Origin of the sequence: Citrobacter sp. Cpo142 (genome assembly GCF_030332425.1) — a bacterium.
Classification (GTDB): Bacteria; Pseudomonadota; Gammaproteobacteria; order Enterobacterales; family Enterobacteriaceae; genus Citrobacter; species Citrobacter portucalensis.
Genome location: NZ_JAOWHW010000043.1, coordinates 13,262 through 35,235, shown reverse-complemented (window position 1 = coordinate 35,235; position 21,974 = coordinate 13,262). Strand labels below are relative to the sequence as shown.

The 21,974-nt window shown below is 52.1% G+C and carries 22 protein-coding genes; 14 read left to right on the top strand and 8 right to left on the bottom strand.

The window, feature by feature from the left end; translation table 11 throughout:
* Window positions 1–53: 53 nt before the first annotated feature.
* From OGY18_RS01830 to xthA, 6 genes are all read right to left on the bottom strand, one after another.
* Window positions 54–686 carry an ATP-binding cassette domain-containing protein gene (locus OGY18_RS01830; RefSeq protein ID WP_286551459.1) on the bottom strand — a complete coding sequence of 211 codons (633 nt, stop codon included), beginning with the start codon at window positions 684–686 and terminating at the stop codon, window positions 54–56.
* Window positions 686–2,221, bottom strand: coding sequence for an ABC transporter permease family protein (locus OGY18_RS01825; RefSeq protein ID WP_286551457.1), 1,536 nt, complete (start codon window positions 2,219–2,221; stop codon window positions 686–688). Before OGY18_RS01825 ends, OGY18_RS01830 begins: the two co-directional genes overlap by 1 nt.
* The gene (locus OGY18_RS01820) at window positions 2,194–3,363 is read right to left on the bottom strand and encodes an ABC transporter substrate-binding protein (RefSeq protein WP_286551455.1); all 1,170 of its coding nucleotides are present in this window, start codon (window positions 3,361–3,363) and stop codon (window positions 2,194–2,196) included. The genes OGY18_RS01825 and OGY18_RS01820 overlap by 28 nt, the downstream gene beginning before the upstream one ends.
* A 32-nt stretch (window positions 3,364–3,395) precedes the next feature.
* Window positions 3,396–4,106 (bottom strand): TVP38/TMEM64 family protein, encoded by a 711-nt coding sequence (locus tag OGY18_RS01815; RefSeq protein ID WP_286551454.1) that lies wholly within the window; start codon window positions 4,104–4,106, stop codon window positions 3,396–3,398.
* Complete coding sequence (locus OGY18_RS01810) at window positions 4,103–4,759, bottom strand: TVP38/TMEM64 family protein (protein WP_170974252.1); 657 nt, start codon at window positions 4,757–4,759, stop codon at window positions 4,103–4,105. The genes OGY18_RS01815 and OGY18_RS01810 overlap by 4 nt, the downstream gene beginning before the upstream one ends.
* 223 nt (window positions 4,760–4,982) lie before the next feature.
* Entirely contained in the window at window positions 4,983–5,789 is an 807-nt protein-coding gene (gene xthA / locus OGY18_RS01805; protein ID WP_003030642.1) for an exodeoxyribonuclease III, read from the bottom strand.
* A 444-nt stretch (window positions 5,790–6,233) separates the two neighbouring features.
* Here xthA and astC point away from each other — a divergent pair, with 444 nt between their 5' ends.
* The 7 genes from astC to ves all read left to right on the top strand — a co-directional run bounded on the left by astC (window position 6,234) and on the right by ves (window position 14,022).
* Window positions 6,234–7,454, top strand: a complete 1,221-nt coding sequence (gene astC, locus OGY18_RS01800; RefSeq protein ID WP_149280856.1) for a succinylornithine/acetylornithine transaminase — start codon at window positions 6,234–6,236, stop codon at window positions 7,452–7,454.
* A complete protein-coding gene (astA, locus tag OGY18_RS01795) occupies window positions 7,451–8,485 on the top strand; it encodes an arginine N-succinyltransferase (protein ID WP_286551452.1) in 1,035 nt (344 codons plus the stop codon). The genes astC and astA overlap by 4 nt, the downstream gene beginning before the upstream one ends.
* Window positions 8,482–9,960, top strand: a complete 1,479-nt coding sequence (gene astD / locus OGY18_RS01790; RefSeq protein WP_286551449.1) for a succinylglutamate-semialdehyde dehydrogenase — start codon at window positions 8,482–8,484, stop codon at window positions 9,958–9,960. The genes astA and astD overlap by 4 nt, the downstream gene beginning before the upstream one ends.
* Window positions 9,957–11,300: an N-succinylarginine dihydrolase gene (gene astB / locus OGY18_RS01785; protein WP_149384632.1), complete on the top strand. Its 1,344-nt coding sequence runs from the start codon at window positions 9,957–9,959 to the stop codon at window positions 11,298–11,300. The genes astD and astB overlap by 4 nt, the downstream gene beginning before the upstream one ends.
* Window positions 11,293–12,258: a succinylglutamate desuccinylase gene (astE, locus tag OGY18_RS01780; RefSeq protein WP_286551445.1), complete on the top strand. Its 966-nt coding sequence runs from the start codon at window positions 11,293–11,295 to the stop codon at window positions 12,256–12,258. Before astB ends, astE begins: the two co-directional genes overlap by 8 nt.
* A gap of 349 nt (window positions 12,259–12,607) precedes the next feature.
* Complete coding sequence (gene spy / locus OGY18_RS01775) at window positions 12,608–13,093, top strand: ATP-independent periplasmic protein-refolding chaperone Spy (protein ID WP_003832537.1); 486 nt, start codon at window positions 12,608–12,610, stop codon at window positions 13,091–13,093.
* Window positions 13,094–13,446: 353 nt separating this feature from the next.
* Window positions 13,447–14,022: an environmental stress-induced protein Ves gene (gene ves, locus OGY18_RS01770; protein WP_148362680.1), complete on the top strand. Its 576-nt coding sequence runs from the start codon at window positions 13,447–13,449 to the stop codon at window positions 14,020–14,022.
* On the opposite strand, the gene cho is transcribed toward ves, so the two are convergent.
* Window positions 13,982–14,869, bottom strand: a complete 888-nt coding sequence (cho, locus tag OGY18_RS01765; RefSeq protein ID WP_149384634.1) for an excinuclease Cho — start codon at window positions 14,867–14,869, stop codon at window positions 13,982–13,984. The genes ves and cho overlap by 41 nt on opposite strands.
* A 131-nt stretch (window positions 14,870–15,000) precedes the next feature.
* Window positions 15,001–15,831, bottom strand: coding sequence for an NAD(+) synthase (gene nadE, locus OGY18_RS01760; protein WP_286551441.1), 831 nt, complete (start codon window positions 15,829–15,831; stop codon window positions 15,001–15,003).
* 210 nt (window positions 15,832–16,041) lie between these two features.
* On the opposite strand from nadE, the gene osmE reads away from it, so the two are divergent.
* The 7 genes from osmE to chbG all read left to right on the top strand — a co-directional run bounded on the left by osmE (window position 16,042) and on the right by chbG (window position 21,954).
* Entirely contained in the window at window positions 16,042–16,383 is a 342-nt protein-coding gene (osmE, locus tag OGY18_RS01755) for an osmotically-inducible lipoprotein OsmE (protein ID WP_003030621.1), read from the top strand.
* Between the two features lie 298 nt (window positions 16,384–16,681).
* Window positions 16,682–17,002, top strand: a complete 321-nt coding sequence (chbB, locus tag OGY18_RS01750; protein WP_003832547.1) for a PTS N,N'-diacetylchitobiose transporter subunit IIB — start codon at window positions 16,682–16,684, stop codon at window positions 17,000–17,002.
* 87 nt (window positions 17,003–17,089) lie between these two features.
* Entirely contained in the window at window positions 17,090–18,448 is a 1,359-nt protein-coding gene (gene chbC, locus OGY18_RS01745) for a PTS N,N'-diacetylchitobiose transporter subunit IIC (protein ID WP_003030619.1), read from the top strand.
* Window positions 18,449–18,502: 54 nt separating this feature from the next.
* A complete protein-coding gene (chbA, locus tag OGY18_RS01740) occupies window positions 18,503–18,850 on the top strand; it encodes a PTS N,N'-diacetylchitobiose transporter subunit IIA (protein WP_003832549.1) in 348 nt (115 codons plus the stop codon).
* 10 nt (window positions 18,851–18,860) lie between these two features.
* A complete protein-coding gene (chbR, locus tag OGY18_RS01735) occupies window positions 18,861–19,703 on the top strand; it encodes a transcriptional regulator ChbR (protein ID WP_085951046.1) in 843 nt (280 codons plus the stop codon).
* A 124-nt stretch (window positions 19,704–19,827) separates the two neighbouring features.
* Window positions 19,828–21,183 (top strand): 6-phospho-beta-glucosidase, encoded by a 1,356-nt coding sequence (locus tag OGY18_RS01730; RefSeq protein ID WP_032943151.1) that lies wholly within the window; start codon window positions 19,828–19,830, stop codon window positions 21,181–21,183.
* 12 nt (window positions 21,184–21,195) lie between these two features.
* On the top strand, window positions 21,196–21,954 hold the full coding sequence (gene chbG, locus OGY18_RS01725) for a chitin disaccharide deacetylase (protein WP_148362066.1): 759 nt from the start codon (window positions 21,196–21,198) through the stop codon (window positions 21,952–21,954).
* Window positions 21,955–21,974 lie beyond the last annotated feature (20 nt).

The window sequence follows — 21,974 nt, the reverse complement described above, 5'->3', positions numbered from 1 at the left end:
TCTGTGCCGTCAGTTACGTAAAAACCTTGCGTTAACGCAGCATATCGCCACATTCACGCCCAGTTTTCCATCTGAAATACGCGGCCTGCTGGCGGGACGTCCTGCGCGTCATGGGTCACCTGTACCACCGGGATCCCCAGCTTACGCACCTCGGTGAAGACCCATTGGCGAAAGGTATCGCGTAGCGACGCATCCAGCCTGCTAAAGGGTTCATCAAGTAACAGTGTCTGGGGCTGTGCCAGGAGCGCGCGGAGCAGGGCGACACGCGAGCGTTGTCCGCCGGAGAGTGACGCCGGATCGCGCGAATAAAAACCTGCCAGGTCAGCGCGTGCGAGAGCGCATTCAACCTCATGGCGTCTGGTGGGACCTTGCAGGCTGGCGGGTAGGGCCAGCAGTAAATTCTGCCCAACGCTGAAATGGTCAAACAGCAGCGCATCCTGGAACAAAATGCCAATCTGGCGCTGCGCGGTAGGTAACGTGTCGATGCGTCGGTCATTGAGCCACAGTTCGCCGGAGGCCTGAAAATGAGGAGACAACGCCCCGATCATCCACGAAAACAGCGAAGACTTCCCGCTGCCGGAAGGTCCCATAATAGTGACAATGTCACTTTTGTTAACCTGAAAATTAACGTCCTTCACCAGCGCTTTCGCGCCCTGGTACAACGAAACGCCTCGTACGGTAAGCATTAGCGGAGTCCTTGTCGAAAGCGGCCGATCCACGCGGCAAGAAACGCCGTGAGTGCGAAAACGAGCAGTGGTAGAAGAAGCTGCCACAACGCTTGTGTTGCCAGAATCGCACTGCTACCGCCGCTGCTTAATGCCACCGCTTCGGTGGTCAGCGTGGAATAGCGTCCGGCACCTAGCCACAGCGTTGGCATATACTGGGCGATACTGACCGAGAAGCCAACCGCGAAGGCAATCAATGCCGGGCGCGCCAGCTGCGGGCATTTCACCAGCCAGAATATCCGCCCCCGCGTCCAGCCCAGGGTTTGCGCAATCAAAATTAATCGTGGGTCAATGCGCTGCCAAGCCGGTTTAAGCACAAATAGCATCCAGGGCATCACCCACAGCAGGTGGCCCCAGATAATGGTCGTCATCAGTCCATCTTGTTCGGCATCTAACGCCAGCAGATATTGTCCGGTTACCAGCGGTAGCGCAGGCAAAATGAGCGGTAGCCAGACCCAGCGGTGTCCGGTTTGTGGACCCCATTCCAGCCAGGCAAAAAGTATCAGTAGCGCCAGCACGCTGGAAAGGAGCCCCAGTTGCAGGCTATTGCTGAGCGCCTCGTTGTTTAGCGAGGAATAGCTGGCGATAAGCGCCAGTACCAGCGCGCATACCACACCGCTGACGGGCAAAATCTGTACCAGCGGGCGTGCGATTGTCATAGATGAAAAATGCTGGCGTTCACCGTTTACTGCCGGAATAGTATGTCGCCAGGCACGCCAGAGCAGATAACCCACCAGCGCGATAACAAGGAGCAACAGCACCAGTAACAGACTGGCAAGTGCGCCTTTCGCCTGCTGTTCGACGTCGCCCTGACTGAGCCACTGCCAGCTCAATACGGCAAGCGTTGGCGGATTGCCGGGGCCAAGAACGATTGCCACATCAACAACGGAGAGTGACCAGGCAACAATCGCCAGCATAGCTTTACCTAATGCCGGGCCGATAGCGGGCAGAACCAGCCAGTTCAGGCATTGCAGTCGGCTGTAACCCAGCGAATCCAATACGATAACCTGCTGAGAAAGTTGTTTCTCACTCAGTAGGGCCGAGAGAATCCATAACAAAAAAGCGCTCTCTTTCACCGCCAGCGTTACGCCAAGTCCAATGCCGTAGCGGTCCGGCTGTGGGCTGAGGAACGGGAGCCATTGCCAAAGTATGCCGCCTTCAGCAAAAACCAACAGCACGCTGGTGGCGAAGGCAACGTGCGGAATTGCCAGCAGCCAAGGAAGACGCGTATACAGACGTACCCAGCCTGCGCCGGGCCACACGGCGAGGATCGCCAGCAGCGCGATGATCAGCGCGCCCCCAGCCGCGAGGCCGACGGAAACCAGTGTTGCCAGTAACGCCTGCGGGAGTTGAGGATCGGCAAAGAGCGCCAGCCAGTGTGTGGTACTAAGCGCCGGTGTTATCAGAGACCATGCCGCTGGCGCCAACGGCAGATAAACTGCCGCCATGATGGCCCAGAGTAGCAGAATTAATGCGTACCGTAGCGGCGTAACCATTCTTGTTCCAGAGCGTTTACCCAGGCTGCATGCGGTTCTGGCAACACGGCAGGGAGCCCCTGTGGGATCCGCGCCAGCAGCGCATCACGCTGTTCGTCAGGCAATTTTTGTGGATCAAGCACCGAAGGATCTCCCCAGACAGCCGGGTCAGCTTTGCGCAGTTGTGCTTCAGGAGAAAGCAGGAAGTTTGCCACGACTTTTGCTCCGGCACTGGCGTGGGCATTCGCCGGAATGGCAACAAAGTGCACGTTGCCGAGCATGCCCTGTGAGAAACCAAAACTGTAGCTGCTTTTAGGCAATTCGCCGCTCGCCACTTTTTGCTGCGCGTGGGCCGGGTTAAAGGTCAATGATAAACGCAGGGTACCGCTATTGAGCAGTGCATCCATTCGTGCTGGCGTGGGCGGAAAATCTTTGCCTTCACGCCAAAGTACAGGATGCAAAGTATCAAGATACTGCCACAATGGCGCGGTAACTTCGGCGAATATCGCTGTATCTGGCGCAACTTTCAATGCCTGTGGTTTGGTGGTGAGCGAAATTAGCAACTGCTCAAGAAAAGCCGTTCCAGTAAAGTCGGGCGGGCGTGGATAGGTCACCGTGCCAGGGTGCGCCTGCGCGAATTTAAACAGTGCCTGCGGAGATTGTGGCGGCTGCGCGGTAAGATCGCGCCGGGCAATAAAAGTGAGTTGGGCACCGCCCCACGGTGATTCAGCCCCCTCTGTTTGAACGGAGAAATCTTCGGTCACCGGTTTTTGTGTATCAACATAGCGCCAGTTAGGCAGCGTTTGCGCCCACTGGGTTTGCAGTAGCCCGGCTTCTTTTAGCGTACGGAAGTTTTCGCCGTTAACCCACAGTAAATCGACAGAGCCGCCGGTTTTTCGCCCGGATGCCGCTTCCGTCTGGATGCGTTTTACGGCATCGGCAGCGTCTGCCAGGCGCACGATTTTCAGGTTAATGTCGTAGTGCGTTTTCATCTCGCCGCTAACCCAGTCGAGATACTGGTTAACTGCATTGTCGCCACCCCAGGCGTTGAACCACACCGTTTGACCACGGGCGTCATTTTTGATTTGTTGCCAGCTGGCGTCCTGGGCAAACGTCGCCAGCGGGCAGAGCAACAAACTCAGACACAATAAGCAGTAACGCATAATATCTCCATGGTTAAAAATGGGGGAAGGTCTCAGCTTTTTTTCCGTTGGCGCTCAAGATAAAGGCTTCTCGTCACCGATATCACCACGCTTAGGGCAAACAGGACAAACAGACCCGTCACAAACCAAAATGTGCCGCCGGTTAACAGGCTTCCCGCCCATGAGTAGACGATAGTGGCGGGTAACTGTCCGATGCCGGTGGCGATGAAAAAATGGCGAAAACGAATTGAGGTCAGGCCTGCCGCGTAGCTTACCGGGTCGAACGGCACAAAAGGTAACAGGCGGCAGACCAGAATAGTGTGCTTACCATAGCGCTCGAAAAAAGCGTCCATATTGTTCAGCACCGTTTTTCCGGTCAGCTTTTCTACCGCACCGCGACCTAAAATGCGGGCAATAAAAAAGCACAGCGCCGCACCTGCCATTGCGCTGCTCCAGGATAGTACGCCGCCCCAAAATGCGCCAAACAGCGAGGCATTGGCAAACGTGATCACAAACGCAGGAAGCGGTGCAACGATGGCCTGTAAGATCATCAGGAAGAACGACACCACCGCCGCCTGGGTTCCATAAGAACGAATAAAGTTTTCCAGAGCATGCTGATCGAGTGTGGTAAATGCTGCCAGGCTGCCGTGGAGAAAATCACTCACGCCAGGTATCCATGCCCATGCCATTAGCCCGAGCAGTAGCAGAGCAATCAAACCCACCCGGTAATAGCGAGCCAGCCGCGCTTTATTCCGTTTTATCATTTACCTGTACACTCATGGTTGGCTGACGGATCGATATGCTTATATCGGGCCCAGGCTTTGGCTGCCTGAACGAGGGCGAATAACGCCAGCCCTGCTACGCTGAGCTTACCGATGAATACCAGGGTAATGCCTTCGCTGGCGAGTTCATGCGACATCAGCGTATAGATAAAGATGCCGGGTAAGGTGGTAAGTGCCGATATTACGGTAAATGACCAGAACGGAATGGCCGTCAGCCCATAGGCGTAATTTTGAATATTATAGGGGAACAGCGGCACGAGCCGGGTCAGGATCAGAAAGTCTACTCCGCTATGGGCAATGCCTTTTTCGATAGCCTGAAACGTCGCCGTGTGCCCAACATATTTCAGTAGTAGATCCCGTCCAAGCCAGCGAGCCAGCAAAAACGACAGCGCCGAGGCCACGGTTGCTGCCACTAACGAGATAAGCGTCCCAGCCACGGGGCCAAACAGCACACCGCCGACGATCACCAGGATGCTGCCTGGGATCAGACACAGCGCAGCAACAATAAACAGCAGGATATAAAGCGTATAGCCGAACATACCGCTTTGGCGGATGACGTCTTGTAAATGATGGAAATTGGTTATCAGGTCGGTCAGACCATAATGATGGAAAACTCCCGCCAGAACGCAGAACAGGACCGCGACAATCAGCAGCCGGTATTCTGCTTTATGCGAACTTCTTTTTCATGGGGGGTCTCCTGTAAAACCGAGTGCAATGGAGCATTTTCATCAGCGAAAAGCGCGCGCGAAGATATAATAAATTCCCGGCCGTAACAATGTATTACCGTCACTTTATTGATTTTGCACAGAATAAACAGACTCTCCAGACCGGGCCTGGAGAGTAAAAAGACGCAGAAGGTCAGACGCGGAATTTAGCCCATACAGGCGCATGGTCGGACGGTTTTTCCATGCTGCGAATTTCATAGTCGATGCCGGTTTCTTCGCAGCGTTCCGCCAATGGGTTGCTCGCCAGCAGCAGATCGATACGCAGGCCACGGTTATCGTCAAAGCCTTTTGAGCGATAGTCGAACCACGAGAACTGGTCATTCTTTTCAGGATTTGCGTGACGGTAAGTATCCACCAGACCCCAGCCCAGCAGGCGTTCCATCCACTCACGCTCCTCCGGCAGGAAGGAACATTTACCGGTACGCAGCCAGCGTTTACGGTTTTCTTCGCCAATGCCGATATCGAGATCGGTTGGGCTAATATTCATATCGCCCATGATCAATACCGGATTGTCGCGCTTCAGTTCAGTCTCCAGATAGTTTTGCAGGTTCTGATAAAACGCGGCTTTGGCCGGGAATTTGGTTTCATGGTCACGGCTTTCGCCCTGCGGGAAATAGCCGTTGATCACCGTGATGCTGCCCAGAGGGGACGGAATTTCTGCCATGATGATACGACGCTGCGCTTCTTCGTCATCGCCCGGGAAGCCACGACGTACCGCAATTGGCGTTTCTTTCGTTAACAGCGCCACGCCGTAATGACCTTTCTGGCCGTGATAAAAGACGTTGTAACCGAGCTTTGCTACCTCTTCGAGAGGGAACATATCGTCGTGGACTTTTGTCTCCTGTAAGCCAATAACATCCGGTTGGTGTTTTTCGACAATGGCTGCCAGTTGATGGGGACGGGCACGCAGGCCGTTGATATTAAAAGAGACAAATTTCATAGTCGCTGCCACTTTGCAAGATGAATAGTGCAAGGATGGTAGCAGAATTTCTGCAGGCTGACTGCTTCTTGTCACCTGATTCCAACAATGATTGCTAATGGTGTTAACGATGGAGCAAAAACTGCACCGTTTTGGCGCGAAGCGCGTCGGAATGGAGCAATAATTTCCGAAAAATTTCGTATACGATCACAATTCCAGAATTATATTTGGCGACTGAATAAAACTGCGTTTTTTCCTCTGTTTAGTCGCCTGATGCGCAAACATATTCACTTTATATGCACATGCAGTGAATATCGCCACGTTGTAACCTGTTGATATTCCGTCATCGACCTCCGTTTATGCACTTTTTTCGCTGGCTGGCACGAACCCTGCAATCTACATTTACACCGCAAACACTATATTTATTAACATATAAATAACCTTTTATTTACCGTTGAGGTCGCTATGTCTCTGTCAATTACGCGTGAAAAATTTGATGAATGGATGATGCCCGTATATGCTCCGGCCCCTTTTATTCCGGTGCGGGGTGAAGGTTCACGTCTGTGGGATCAACAGGGTAAAGAGTATATCGATTTCGCGGGAGGCATTGCGGTTAACGCGCTGGGTCACGCCCACCCGGCATTGCGCGAGGCATTAAACGACCAGGCGAGCAAATTCTGGCATACGGGAAATGGCTACACCAACGAGCCGGTACTGCGTCTGGCGAAAAAGCTGATTGACGCCACCTTCGCCGAGCGCATTTTCTTCTGTAACTCCGGCGCAGAAGCCAACGAAGCGGCACTAAAACTGGCGCGTAAATATGCCCACGATCGTTTTGGCAGCCAGAAGAGCGGGATTGTAGCGTTTAAAAATGCTTTCCATGGCCGCACGCTGTTTACCGTCAGCGCCGGAGGACAACCTGCCTACTCACAGGATTTCGCGCCGCTGCCGCCGGATATCCGTCATGCCGTATACAACGATCTCGATTCTGCCAGCCAACTGATTGATGACACTACTTGTGCGGTTATCGTGGAGCCTGTGCAGGGTGAAGGCGGTGTGGTACCGGCAACAAAAGCCTTTTTGCAGGGGCTACGTGAGTTATGCGATCGCCATAATGCGCTGCTGATTTTTGATGAAGTTCAGACCGGCGTTGGCCGTACCGGGGAGCTGTATGCCTATATGCACTACGGCGTGACGCCGGATCTGCTGACGACAGCAAAAGCGCTGGGCGGTGGTTTCCCCATCGGCGCACTGCTGGCGACAGAGCGTTGCGCCAGTGTGATGACGGTTGGTACACATGGTACAACGTACGGCGGAAACCCGCTGGCGACGGCGGTGGCAGGTAAATTGCTGGAAATTGTGAATACACCAGAAGTGCTCAACGGAGTAAAACAGCGCCACGACTGGTTTGTGGAGCGTATAAACGCCATTAACGAACGTTTTGGACTGTTTAGTGAAATTCGTGGACTCGGACTGCTGATCGGCTGCGTGCTGAACGCGGAATTTGCCGGGAAAGCGAAACTCATCTCGCAAGAAGCGGCTGTTGCCGGGGTGATGGTACTGATCGCTGGCGCTAACGTGGTGCGTTTTGCGCCAGCGCTCAACGTCAGCGAAGAAGAAGTCGCCACCGGACTGGATCGCTTTGCGCTGGCCTGCGAACGCATTAAAGCAGGGGGTTCATCATGATGGTGATTCGTCCCATTGAACGCGCGGATATCACCGCGTTGATGCAGCTTGCCAGTAAGACCGGCGGCGGGTTGACCTCGCTACCGGCGAATGAAGCTACGCTGATGGCGCGTATCGAACGTTCACTCCAAACCTGGCGCGGTGAGTTGCCAAAAAGTGAGCAGGGATATGTGTTTGTGCTTGAAGACAGTACCAGCGGAACCGTGGCCGGGATTTGCGCCATTGAGGTGGCGGTAGGGCTTAACGATCCCTGGTACAACTACCGGGTTGGTACCCTTGTCCACGCCTCGAAAGAGCTGAATGTCTATAACGCGCTGCCGACGTTGTTTCTGAGTAACGATCACACAGGTAGCAGCGAGCTTTGTACTCTGTTTCTCGATCCGGACTGGCGAAAAGAAGGCAACGGCTATTTGCTGTCAAAATCGCGCTTTATGTTTATGGCGGCCTTTCGCGACCGATTTAATGAGAAAGTCGTGGCCGAAATGCGCGGCGTGATTGATGAGCACGGTTACTCGCCGTTCTGGCAAAGCCTCGGTAAACGCTTTTTCTCAATGGAGTTCAGCCGGGCGGATTTTCTCTGCGGGACAGGGCAGAAAGCCTTTATTGCTGAACTGATGCCCAAGCATCCTATTTATACCCATTTTCTGTCTGATGAAGCGCAAGGCGTGATTGGTCAGGTGCATCCGCAAACTGCCCCAGCGCGGGCGGTGCTGGAGAAAGAAGGATTTCGCTACCGCAACTATGTCGATATTTTCGACGGTGGGCCAACGCTGGAATGCGATATCGACCGGGTTCGGGCTATTCGTAAAAGCAGGCTGGTGGAAGTGGCGGAAGGTCAGCCAGCAACCGGTGATTATCCGGCCTGTCTGGTTGCCAATGAAAACTATCAAAACTTCCGCGTCATGCTGGTTCGCGCAGACCCGGATACCCAACGTCTGGTGCTGACGGCGGCGCAACTGGACGCCCTGAAATGCCACGCTGGCGACCATGTACGTTTTGTACGTCTTTGTGCAGAGGAGAAAACAGTATGACACTATGGATAAACGGTGACTGGGTGACGGGGCTGGGCGAGCGTCGGGTGAAAACCAACCCGGTAAGCGGTGATGTGCTGTGGCACGGTAATGATGCAGATGCAACGCAGGTGACGCAAGCGTGTCAGGCCGCACGCGCAGCCTTTGCCGGTTGGGCTAAACAGCCTTTCAGCGCACGCCAGACTATTGTTGAAAAGTTTGCTTTATTGCTGGAAAGCAATAAAGCCGAGCTAACTCAGATTATCGCCAAGGAAACCGGAAAACCTCATTGGGAAGCCGCGACTGAACTGACGGCGATGATCAATAAAATCGCCATCTCCGTCAAAGCTTACCATGCCCGTACCGGTGAGCAGCACAGTGAACTACCGGATGGTGCGGCAACGTTGCGCCATCGCCCACACGGCGTGCTGGCGGTTTTTGGTCCGTATAACTTCCCCGGTCATTTACCCAATGGTCATATTGTTCCGGCATTGCTGGCAGGCAATACGTTGATTTTCAAACCCAGCGAGTTGACGCCGTGGACCGGTGAAGCAGTATCAAAACTGTGGGAGCAGGCGGGGTTGCCGCCGGGCGTGCTGAATCTGGTGCAGGGCGGACGTGAAACGGGGCAGGCGCTGAGTGCGCTGGAAGACCTCGATGGCCTGCTGTTTACCGGCAGTGCGAATACCGGTTATCAGCTGCATAAGCAGTTATCCGGCCAGCCGGAAAAAATCCTTGCCCTGGAGATGGGGGGCAACAACCCGCTGATTATTGAGAATCCGGAAGATATTGATGCCGCAGTGCATCTGACCATTCAGTCCGCATTTGTCACCGCCGGACAGCGCTGTACCTGTGCCCGCCGCCTGCTCGTAAAAAAAGGCGCGCAGGGTGATGCGTTCCTGACGCGTCTGGTGGAGGTTAGTCAGCGTTTAATGCCCGGCAACTGGGATGCACAACCGCAGCCATTTATGGGTGGACTAATTTCCGAACAAGCAGCGCAACACGTCTATGATGCCTGGCAGCGTCTGGCGTCGTTGGGCGGCCGTACGCTGTTAGCGCCACGTCTGGTAAATGCCGGAACGTCACTGCTGACCCCTGGAATCATCGAACTGACCGGGGCGGGGAACGTACCTGATGAGGAGGTTTTCGGTCCGCTGCTCGGCGTCTGGCGTTATGACAGCTTTGATGATGCGATTCGTATGGCGAACAACACTCGCTTTGGATTGTCGTGTGGGTTAGTTTCGCCCGATCGCGGCCAGTTCGAACAGCTACTGTTGGAGGCGCGGGCAGGGATCGTCAACTGGAATAAGCCGTTAACCGGCGCTGCGAGTACCGCACCGTTTGGCGGTGTAGGCGCTTCCGGGAACCATCGCGCCAGCGCGTGGTATGCCGCAGATTATTGCGCCTGGCCGATGGCAAGTCTGGAATCCCCGGCCCTAACGCTGCCAACGGCGCTTAGCCCCGGACTGGATTTTTCTCGCGAGGATAAGCTATGAAAGTCCGTGAGGTAAATTTTGATGGTCTGGTGGGGCTAACTCACCACTATGCTGGATTGTCATTTGGTAATGAGGCCTCAACCAAACATCGTTTTCAGGTGTCGAACCCGCGTCTGGCGGCAAAGCAAGGTCTGCTAAAGATGAAAGCACTGGCGGATGCAGGATTTCCTCAGGCGGTGATCCCGCCCCACGAGCGGCCTTATATTCCGGTTCTGCGTCAGTTGGGTTTTAGCGGCAGTGACGAACAGGTGCTGGATAAAGTGGCGCGTCAGGCGCCTCACTGGCTCTCCAGTGCCAGCTCCGCATCGCCTATGTGGGTAGCGAATGCGGCGACGGTTTGCCCTTCGGCAGACTCGCTGGACGGGAAAGTGCATCTGACGGTGGCGAATCTGAATAATAAGTTCCACCGTTCACTGGAAGCGCCTACTACCGAAGCATTGTTACGGGCGATTTTCCGTGATGAGAATAGCTTTGCGGTCCACGGTGCGTTACCCCAGGTTGCGCTATTTGGCGATGAAGGGGCGGCAAACCATAACCGCCTGGGTGGAGATTACGGTGACCCCGGCGTACAGCTGTTTGTTTACGGTCGTGAAGAAGGCAATGCATCCCAACCGAAGCGCTATCCGGCAAGGCAATCCCGTGAGGCCAGCGAGGCGGTCGCGCGACTGAATCAGGTCAACCCACATCAGCGCATTTTTGCTCAGCAAAACCCGGACGTTATCGATCTTGGTGTGTTCCATAACGATGTGATTGCGGTGTCGAATCGCCAGGTGCTGTTTTGTCATCAGCAGGCGTTTGTCAGACAGCAGGCATTGTTAGAGCAGTTGCGCAGCCAGGTGGTAGGTTTTACCCCGCTGGAAGTCCCGACAGCGGAAGTGTCGGTGCAGGATGCCGTGACCACTTATCTGTTTAACAGTCAGTTGCTGAGTCGTAGTGACGGTTCGATGATGCTGGTCCTGCCGCAGGAGTGTCGGGAGCATGCTGGCGTGTGGCGGTATTTGAACCGGCTTCTCGAGGAAGATAATCCGATCGATGACCTGCGGGTATTCGATCTGCGTGAAAGTATGTCCAACGGCGGTGGTCCGGCATGCTTGCGCCTGAGAGTGGTGCTCACCCCGCAGGAACAGCAGGCGGTGAATCCGGCGGTTATCATGAACGACACGCTGTTTAACACGTTGAATAACTGGGTTGACCGTTACTATCGCGATCGTCTTACCGCTGCCGACCTTGCCGACCCACAGCTGTTGCGCGAGGGGCGTGAAGCGCTGGATACGCTGACGCAATTGCTCAACCTCGGCTCAGTGTATCCTTTCCAGCAGGAGGGGATGCGCCATGGATAACTTTCTGGCGATCACGCTCGCAGGCGCCACTCCAGAGAAAACGCAAGGAACCACTCATGGTTTTGACTGGCAGTGGATCGGTCACGGAATTCTGGAACTGACGCCGCTTGCACCCGTTGAACATTCTCTGGTGCTGTCTGCGGGGATCCATGGCAATGAAACCGCGCCGGTAGAGATACTCGATTCATTGCTTTCCAGGCTGTTTAGCGGCGAGCTGACACTGACATGGCGGCTGCTGGTGATTCTGGGAAACCCGCAGGCGCTGGCTGCGGGAAAACGATATTGTCATAGCGACCTGAATCGTATGTTTGGCGGTCGGTGGCAGATTTTTACCGCAAGTGAAGAAACGCACCGAGCCCATGGGCTTGAGCTGTGTCTGGAAGATTTTTATTCGCGCGCAAAGGAGCCTGTGCGCTGGCATCTGGATCTGCACACCGCGATTCGCGGTTCACAACATCTGCGCTTTGGCGTATTGCCACAACGCAACGTTGCCTGGGACGAGGATTTCCTTGAATGGCTGGGAGACGCGGGACTGGAAGCGCTGGTTTTCCATCAGACGCCTGGCGGCACGTTCACCCATTTTAGCGGGGAACATTTTGGTGCGTTGGCCTGTACGTTGGAACTGGGTAAAGCGCTGCCGTTTGGACAAAACGATCTCACCCAGTTTGCACAAACGGCAGACGCACTGAAGAAACTGCTGCGGGGTGAACGGGTGTCGACGAGAGAAATATCCCCGCTGCGTTATCGCGTGGTGTCGCAAATCACGCGTCGTAGCGATGATTTCATTCTCCACATGGATAACCAGACGCTAAACTTTACCCCCTTTAAAGAAGGCACCTTGCTGGCGCAGGACGGAGATGAACGTTTTATCGTCACCCATGATGTTGAATACGTTCTCTTTCCCAACCCTAACGTGGCCTGTGGTTTACGTGCCGGATTGATGCTCGAAAAGTTGTGATCAATATATTCGCCCTGCAGGATTATCCTTTAGGGCTTATTTTTGCGTGCTGTTTTTATTTATTACGGATTATTCCTGGTGAATTGCTTTCTTAATAAACAGGGTTCAGGTATAGTTCTTCATAATCCGTTAAAAATCATCCTGTTGTAATTTTTTATTGCAACTCTCCGCAATTTATTCTTTTTTTCTTCATAATTGATGAAAGTTTGTTTTTTACACTTTCACTGTTTTACCGTTGCTCTGATTAATTGACGCTTAAGCCGGTAAAGTTAATCTCGTCAACACGACATCACATTGCATAAGAGTCGCATGAGTGTCGTAAAAATAACTGAAAGAAAGGATAGAAATTATGCGTAAACTGACTGCTCTGTTTGTTGCCTCTACTCTGGCGCTGGGTGCTGCGAACCTGGCTCATGCTGCTGACACTACAACCGCTGCACCAGCGGATGCTAAACCGATGATGCATCACAACGGCAAGTTCGCCCCGCATCACGACATGATGTTCAAAGACCTGAACCTGACCGATGCGCAGAAACAGCAGATCCGCGAAATCATGAAAGGCCAGCGCGATCAGATGAAACGTCCGCCGCTGGAAGAACGCCGTGCAATGCACGACATCATCGCCAGCGATAGCTTCGATAAAGCGAAAGCCGAAGCGCAGATTGCGAAGATGGAAGAACAGCGCAAAGCCAACATGCTGGCGCATATGGAAACTCAGAACAAAATTTACAACATTCTGACCCCGGAACAGAAAAAGCAGTTTAATGCCAATTTTGAGAAGCGTCTGACAGAACGTGCAGCGCAGAAAGGTAAAATGCCGGAAGCTGCCGAGTAATCGATCAGCGTCTACACTAAATCATTCACACTGTGTCGCGCTGATTGCCGCACAGTGTGAAACCAAACTCAAGACCGCCGCTCTTGTCCACAACACGTATAACGATGTGGGCAGGATCGGCGGTTTTTTCATTTCTGCCTATTGCACCGGACGCACGACACGCTATTCTCCTGAAGCCCGCGAAAATTCTACCTGGATCAGCGCGTTATTCTTTTTTGCAAAATGCCGGGTTCATCGCTAAGGCAAATCAACTCTGCTGCCGATAACAATAATCTGCAGGGTGAACATAATAATGATGATTTATGGCTGTCTGTTTACGGCAGGCTGCCATGCTGCTCCTTTCTGGAGGGATGATGGAATACTTTGATATCCGCAAAATGCCGGTTAACCTCTGGCGGAATGGTGCGGGAGAAACGCGTGAGATTTGCTGTTTTCCACCAGCAACACGAGATTTTCACTGGCGGGCGAGTATCGCCTCCATTGCAGCAAACGGTGAGTTTTCTCTTTTTCCCGGCGTAGAACGTGTGATTACTCTGCTGGAAGGTGGAGAAGTGACCCTGGAAGAAACGAACATCTTTTCGCATACCCTGAAACAGCATCAACCTTTTACCTTTGCCGGCGACAAGGTGGTAAAAGCAAAGCTGACGGAAGGGCAGATGTCGATGGATTTTAATATCATGACCCGACGAGATGTTTGCCAGGCAAAAGTCAGAGTGGCCGATCGCACCTTTACGACCTTTGGTTCACGCGGCGGCGTGGTGTTTGTTATCAGTGGTGCATGGCAACTGGGCGATAAACTGCTGACGGCCGACCAGGGTGCGAGCTGGCATGACGGCAAACACACATTACGACTGCTGGAACGCGAGGGAAAATTGCTGTTCAGCGAGATTAACTGGATGCCGGGGCATTCTCCGGATGCAGTTCAATAATGTCATATTGACCAGACAGAACAGGCCGGCAGAGAATTTTGTAGCCATCATGGTCAAAGCCTGCTGGCATACGCGCCAGGGTAGTCGCTTCATCCAGCGTTGAAACAGCTCCCAGCCACAGCCAGTTGTTGATGATATGGTACTGTGTCATTTCAGCGCCGGTTTCCTGCAGCGCAATGGCATTGCTCCATGGCCAGCAAATCACTCTCACTCTTTCCAGCGCCGCTAACAGACGCAAATGATGGGCTTCATGACTCTCTTTCCCGCAGCACGCTCCGGCGCAGCGTTTAAGCGCGGAGCGAAAACAGGCGCGCCCGCGACTCAGGGGTTCCAGCCCCAACAGGCCGTAGCACAGCTGTTGTTCATCCGCGAGGCTTTGCAACGCTTGTAGCGCTGCGCGACGATTGGCAAACAGGCCAAACAGATTGGGTGCATTGGAGAAATCAATATCTCGTGCGTAGACAACCTGAACAGTTCGGTCGGTAAGCTGCAAGGCGCAAAGCTGACGATTGCGCCGCAGTCGTTTGTTAAACAACGGCTGTTGTTCTTTGATCAACCGCGCTTCCAGCAGCAGGGCACCAATTTCTCCCGCCGTACAAATCCAGCTAATGCGTTTGGCCTGACGCAGCATTGCCGCTTCGTCCGCGGTACGCAGGTGTGCCAGCACGCGGCTGCGAATATTGACACTTTTACCAATGTAGAGCGGCATAGTGTCGCTTTCACTGTGAAACAGATAGACGCCTGGTGCGGTGGGAAGCGCACTCAAAAATGGACGCAGGTGTTCAGGATATTCATAGATTGCCGCTGCCTCAAATGTCAGGCGTGGGGCTGATTGACGCCGTACCACTTCTCACTCCGGATGCTGGTTATTCATCCAGTATAGCAGTTTGAAACCGATTAAAAAAGCGGCATCAGGCCAGGAGGAGGGGCCGGACAGCGGTGATCCCAGTGCTATCCGGCAATATGCGACTAAAAGAATTACGCTTTTTTCCAGAAGTCATCAAACACCGTAATCGGTGTGCGACGTTTGTGCTCGGTCTTCAGATACCAGCCTTCAATTTTTTTCGCGACGTCGGCAGCCAGCGTTTTTCCTTCGAGGTAATCGTCGATGTTGTCATAGGTGACGCCTAATGCGGCTTCATCCGGCAGAGAAGGGCGATCGTCTTCGAGGTCGGCGGTTGGCGCTTTCTTATATAAATGCTCCGGGCAACCCAGCGCGGCAAGCAGCTGCTTACCCTGACGCTTGTTCAGACGGAAAATAGGGTTAATGTCAGTACCGCCATCGCCGTATTTGGTGAAAAATCCGGTGATGGCTTCTGCTGCATGATCGGTACCCACGACAACACCGCTGGTCATTCCGGCGATACTGTACTGGGCCTTCATACGTTCACGGGCTTTTTCATTGCCACGGACAAAATCGCTCAGTTCAATACCCGCATCACGCAGGGCCTGTTCACTGGCCAGTACCGCACCCTTAATATTTACTGTGAGCACGCGGTCAGGTTGGATAAAGGCGATGGCATCCTGGCAGTCCTGTTCATCAGCCTGAACGCCATACGGCAGACGTACGGCAATAAACTGCAACGCGTCATTCCCCGTTTCTTCGCGAAGCTCGGAAATAGCCATCTGGCAAAGTTTTCCCGCGAGCGTTGAGTCCTGTCCGCCGCTTATCCCTAATACCAGTGATTTCAGAAAAGGGTACGTTTGCAGGTAGGATTTCAAGAAATCCACGCTGCGGCGAATTTCCTCTTCTGCATTAATTTGCGGTTTTGCGCCAAGCGCCTGGATTATCTCTTGCTGCAGAGTCATTTAACCCCCTCCGAAAAATGAAATGATCAAAAAAATGATGTGTTAAAGCTAACGCGTTGGGACCCAAACGACAAGGGATGCAGGCCTGATCTAACATCATTTTGTTTTAATAGAATTTTCCGAAACGACCTAAGTATCATCTGATTGCTTGAAAAATGTGTTGTTGTGCTCCAGGCTTATATAACACGCTGAAATACAAGAGGACGGAATATGAACAAGAACCTAACAGGAATTCTGAGTGCAGCGGCTGTTTTGACTATGCTGGCAGGGTGTACGGCCTACGATCGTACTAAAGACCAATTTGTTCAGCCCGTGGTGAAAGATGTGAAGAAAGGGATGAGCCGGGCGCAGGTGGCGCAGATTGCCGGTAAACCTTCTTCTGAAGTCAGCATGATTCATGCGCGAGGGACATGCCAGACCTACATCCTGGGTCAACGAGATGGTAAAGCTGAAACCTATTTTGTTGCTTTAGACGACACCGGACATGTGATTAACTCCGGTTACCAGACCTGCGCAGAGTACGACACTGACCCGCAGGCGGCGAAGAAGTAACAACTGCTTATTGCCTGAGCATTCAGAAGAACCGGCCATTGTGCCGGTTTTTTTGTGCCGAACGATCTTATTTATTGCCGCGAATTATTTGCCCGAAATGTGAGGGGGGTCATAACGACAGGTCAAGGAGAGACAATTTAGTTGGTCAAGGAAATACCATCCACCGGTGCAATCCCGTATACTCATTTCAGCCACCTAAAAAAGTAATTTAGCTGACGCAAGTTACCCAGAGCATGGATGCAGGTTATGGCTTGCGGAGTGTCTGGTTGACAGATAATCGCACATGAGGATCGTTTTAATGGAAAAGAAACACATTTATCTGTTTTGTTCTGCGGGCATGTCGACTTCATTGTTGGTTTCGAAGATGCGTGCTCAGGCCGAAAAATACGAAGTACCGGTTATTATTGAAGCATTTCCTGAAACGCTGGCCGGAGAAAAAGGTCCTGTCGCCGATGTCGTGTTATTAGGTCCACAAATTGCTTATATGTTGCCCGAAATTCAGCGTTTGTTACCCAACAAGCCTGTGGAAGTGATTGACTCGCTGCTGTATGGCAAAGTCGATGGTTTAGGCGTGCTTAAGGCTGCTGTTGCAGCAATTAAAAAAGCCGCAGCAAATTAATTATTTTATTTTAATTTTTCCCGTCAAAGAGTTATTTCATTAACATTCACCGCAATTATTAATTGCGGTATTTAAGGGTATTTTTCTATGAGTAACGCTATTGCTTCACTTGAAAAGGTACTCCTTCCTTTTGCTGTAAAAATTGGAAAGCAGCCGCACGTTAATGCAATCAAGAACGGTTTTATTCGTTTAATGCCGTTAACCCTCGCAGGGGCCATGTTTGTATTAATCAATAACGTTTTCCTGAGCTTTGGGGAGGGGTCGTTTTTTTATTCAATGGGCATTCGACTTGATGCTTCAACTATTGAAACTTTGAATAGCTTGAAAGGCATTGGTGGAAACGTCTATAACGGTACGTTGGGTATCATGTCATTGATGGCACCGTTCTTTATCGGCATGGCGCTGGCAGAAGAACGTAAAGTCGACTCACTGGCAGCCGGGTTGTTATCCGTCGCCGCGTTTATGACCGTAACGCCTTATAGCGTGGGTGAAGCCTATGCCGTTGGCGCAAACTGGCTCGGCGGTGCCAATATTATTTCCGGTATTATTATCGGCCTTGCGGTCGCGGAAATGTTCACCTTTGTGGTTCGTCGCAATTGGGTCATTAAATTACCTGATAGCGTACCGACATCCGTATCGCGCTCTTTCTCTGCGCTGATTCCTGGCTTCCTTATCCTCTCCATTATGGGGATCATCGCCTGGGCATTGAACACCTGGGGTACGAACTTCCACCAGATCATTATGGATTCCATTTCAACTCCGCTGGCGTCGTTGGGTAGCGTGGTGGGCTGGGCCTACGTGATTTTTGTTCCGCTGCTGTGGTTCTTCGGTATTCACGGTTCACTGGCGCTGACTGCGCTGGACAGCGGTATCATGACGCCATGGGCGCTGGAAAACATCTCTATCTACCAACAGTTTGGTTCCGTAGATGCCGCGCTGGAAGCCGGTAAGACGTTCCACGTCTGGGCGAAGCCGATGCTCGACTCCTATATTTTCCTTGGGGGTAGTGGGGCAACGCTGGGTCTGATTATCGCTATCTTCCTGGCATCGCGTCGTCCTGACTATCGTCAGGTTGCTAAGCTGGCACTGCCATCAGGTCTGTTCCAGATTAACGAACCTATCCTGTTCGGTCTGCCGATCATCATGAACCCGGTGATGTTTATCCCGTTCATTCTGGTGCAACCGATTCTGGCGGCGATTACGCTGGCAGCTTACTACTCAGGCATTATTCCACCGATTACCAACATTGCACCGTGGACTATGCCAACCGGTTTGGGCGCGTTCTTTAACACCAACGGTAGCGTCGCTGCTCTGCTGGTCGCGCTGTTCAACCTCGGTATCGCAACGCTGGTTTACCTGCCGTTCGTGGTGGTAGCCAACAAAGCGCAGAACGTTATTGACCAAGAAGAAAGCGAAGAAGATATCGCTAACGCATTAAAATTCTAAATTTAATCCGGCATGGCTTTACGGTCATGCCGGACTGAACCAGAGGAAAAAAGTATGTTGGATATCGAGAACATCGTCGACACGCAGTCAGAAGCAGAAGAACTTGAAGAAGTGGTGATGGGCCTCATCATCAACTCCGGTCAGGCGCGTAGCCTGGCGTACGGCGCACTCAAAATGGCCAAGCAGGGTGATTTCGAGTCAGCTAAGACCATGATGGACCAGTCTCGTCTGGCGCTGAACGAAGCGCACCTCGTGCAAACGAAATTGATTGAAGGCGATCAGGGCGAAGGTAAAATGAAAGTTAGCCTGGTGCTGGTCCACGCACAGGACCACCTGATGACATCAATGCTGGCGCGTGAGCTGGTGACTGAACTGATTGAGCTTCACGAAAAGCTGAAATAGCGAGGAGTGCATAATGCAGCTACAGATTAACGCACCGGAAATCAAAACCGTTTATGAACAGCAGCTGTTTAATGGCAAAAATTTCCATGTGTTCATCTATAACAAAACTGAGAGCATCAGCGGGCTGCATCAGCATGACTACTATGAATTTACCCTGGTTTTAACCGGGCGCTATTATCAGGAAATCAACGGTAAACGCGTCCTGCTCGAACGTGGAGACTTTGTTTTTATCCCGTTGGGATCGCACCACCAGAGTTTTTATGATTTTGGTGCGACAAGGATCCTTAACGTTGGCATCAGTAAACGTTTTTTTGAACAGCACTATCACCCGCTGCTGCCATTTTGTTTCGTTGCATCGCAGGTCTACCGGGCGAATAACTCGTTTCTTACCTACATTGAAACGGTTATTGCATCACTGAACTTTCGTGAGAGCGGGCTGGATGAATTTGTAGAAGTGGTCACCTTCTATATTATAAATCGGTTACGCCATCATCGCGAAGAGCAGGTGCTGGATGATATTCCGCAGTGGCTTAAAACCACCGTCGAGACCATGCACGACAAACGGCAGTTTAGCGAGAATGCGCTGGAAAATATGGTACACCTGTCCGCGAAATCCCAGGAGTATCTGACCCGCGCTACCCAGCGTTATTACAGCAAAACGCCGATGCAGATTATTAATGAAATCCGCATTAACTTTGCTAAAAAACAGCTGGAAATGACGAACTATTCTGTAACGGATATTGCTTACGAGTCTGGCTACAGTAGTCCAAGCCTGTTTATTAAAACGTTTAAAAAGCTGACGTCGTTTACACCGAATAGCTACCGTAAGAAATTAACTGAATTTAATCAGTAGATATTATTTGCCAATAACACATTTTTTATAGCTTGCCCAAAATAGCGTCGGGACAGCCACGCTATACCTGACAAACGGGTTGAGCATAATACACGTCAGTGTTTTTACACTGAAGGGAGAAAGTATGAGCCAGAAATTAAAAGTCGTCACTATCGGTGGCGGGAGCAGCTACACCCCTGAATTACTTGAAGGCTTTATTAAGCGCTATCATGAATTACCGGTTTCTGAGTTGTGGCTGGTTGATGTCGACGGTGGAAAAGAGAAGCTGGACATTATTTTTGACCTTTGCCAGCGCATGATCGACAAAGCCGGCGTACCGATGAAGTTGTTTAAAACGCTGGACCGCCGTGAAGCACTGAAAGATGCTGATTTCGTTACCACCCAACTGCGCGTAGGGCAACTGAAAGCCCGTGAAAAGGATGAACGCATTCCGCTGAGCCACGGTTATCTGGGACAGGAAACCAACGGTGCGGGTGGGCTGTTCAAAGGTCTGCGTACCATTCCGGTTATCTTTGATATTATTAAAGATGTGGAAGAACTGTGCCCGAATGCCTGGGTGATTAACTTTACTAACCCGGCAGGGATGGTGACTGAAGCGGTCTATCGTCACACGAATTTCAAGAAATTCATCGGTGTGTGTAATATTCCTGTCGGCATGAAAATGTTTATTAGCGATGTGTTGGCGCTGAAAGAGAGTGATGACTTATCCATCGATCTGTTCGGTCTGAACCACATGGTCTTTATTAAAGACGTGCTGGTGAACGGTACATCGCGCTTTGATGAACTGCTGGACGGCGTGGCTTCTGGACAACTGAAAGCTTCCACCGTGAAGAACATTTTCGACCTGCCGTTCAGCGAAGGGTTGATTCGTTCGCTGAAGCTGCTGCCGTGCTCGTATTTGCTGTACTACTTCAAGCCAAAAGAGATGCTGGCGATCGAAATGGGCGAGTACTATAAGGGCGGCGCACGTGCCCAGGTAGTACAAAAAGTAGAAAAACAATTGTTTGACCTCTACAAAAATCCTGAGTTAAACGTTAAGCCGAAAGAGCTGGAGCAGCGCGGTGGCGCGTATTACTCCGATGCGGCCTGTGAAGTGATCAACGCCATCTACAACGACAAACAGACCGAGCACTACGTCAACATTCCACATCATGGACACGTTGATAACATTCCTGCGGACTGGGCGGTTGAGATGACCTGCACGCTGGGACGTAACGGTGCTACGCCGCACCCACGTATTACCCATTTTGACGAGAAAGTGCTTGGCCTTATCTACACCATTAAAGGCTTTGAGGTTGCGGCGAGCAATGCGGCATTGAGCGGCGAGCTGAATGATGTGCTGCTGGCATTAAACCTGAGTCCGCTGGTTCATTCTGACAGCGATGCCGAGATTCTGGCGCGTGAGCTAATCCTGGCGCATGAAAAATGGTTGCCAAACTTCGCCGGGTGCATTGAGAAACTCAAAAGCGAACAACACTAACTGAGGTCGGCTATGGAACGCGTACTGATTGTGAATGCGGATGATTTTGGCCTGAGTAAAGGACAAAACTACGGCATTGTTGAAGCCTGTCGTAATGGCGTTGTCACCTCGACAACGGCATTGGTTAACGGTGCGGCGATTGACCATGCGGTACAGCTGAGTCGCGACATACCTGCACTCGCCGTCGGAATGCATTTTGTTCTGACGCTGGGTAGGCCGTTGACGGCAATGCCGGGCCTTACCCGTGACGGATTACTGGGGAAATGGATCTGGCAGATGGCAGAGGAGGATACTTTGCCGCTGGATGAAATTTCTCAGGAACTGGCCGCGCAGTATCAGCGTTTTATTGACCTGTTCGGGCGGGAGCCGACGCATCTGGATAGCCATCACCATGTGCATATGTTCCCGCAGATTTTCCCTATCGTAGCCGGGTTTGCTGCCCAGAAGGGGATTGCATTGCGTATCGATCGTCAGACCGTGTTTCAGGCGTCTGATTTTCCGGAAACGTTACGTACCTCCCAGGGATTCAGCAGCGAGTTTTACGGCGAAGCGATTTCCGAGGCTCTGTTTTTACAGACGCTGGATGCGTCAGTCGACCGGGGAGAGTCTTCGCTGGAAGTGATGTGTCATCCGGCCTTTATCGATGACATTATTCGTCAAAGTGCCTACTGTTACCCCCGCTTAACTGAGCTCGACGTGCTGACGTCTTCGTCACTGAAATATGCAATTGCGGAGCGCGGTTATCGTCTTGGCAGTTTTCTGAACGTGTAATTCCTGAGTTTGCGGCGCTT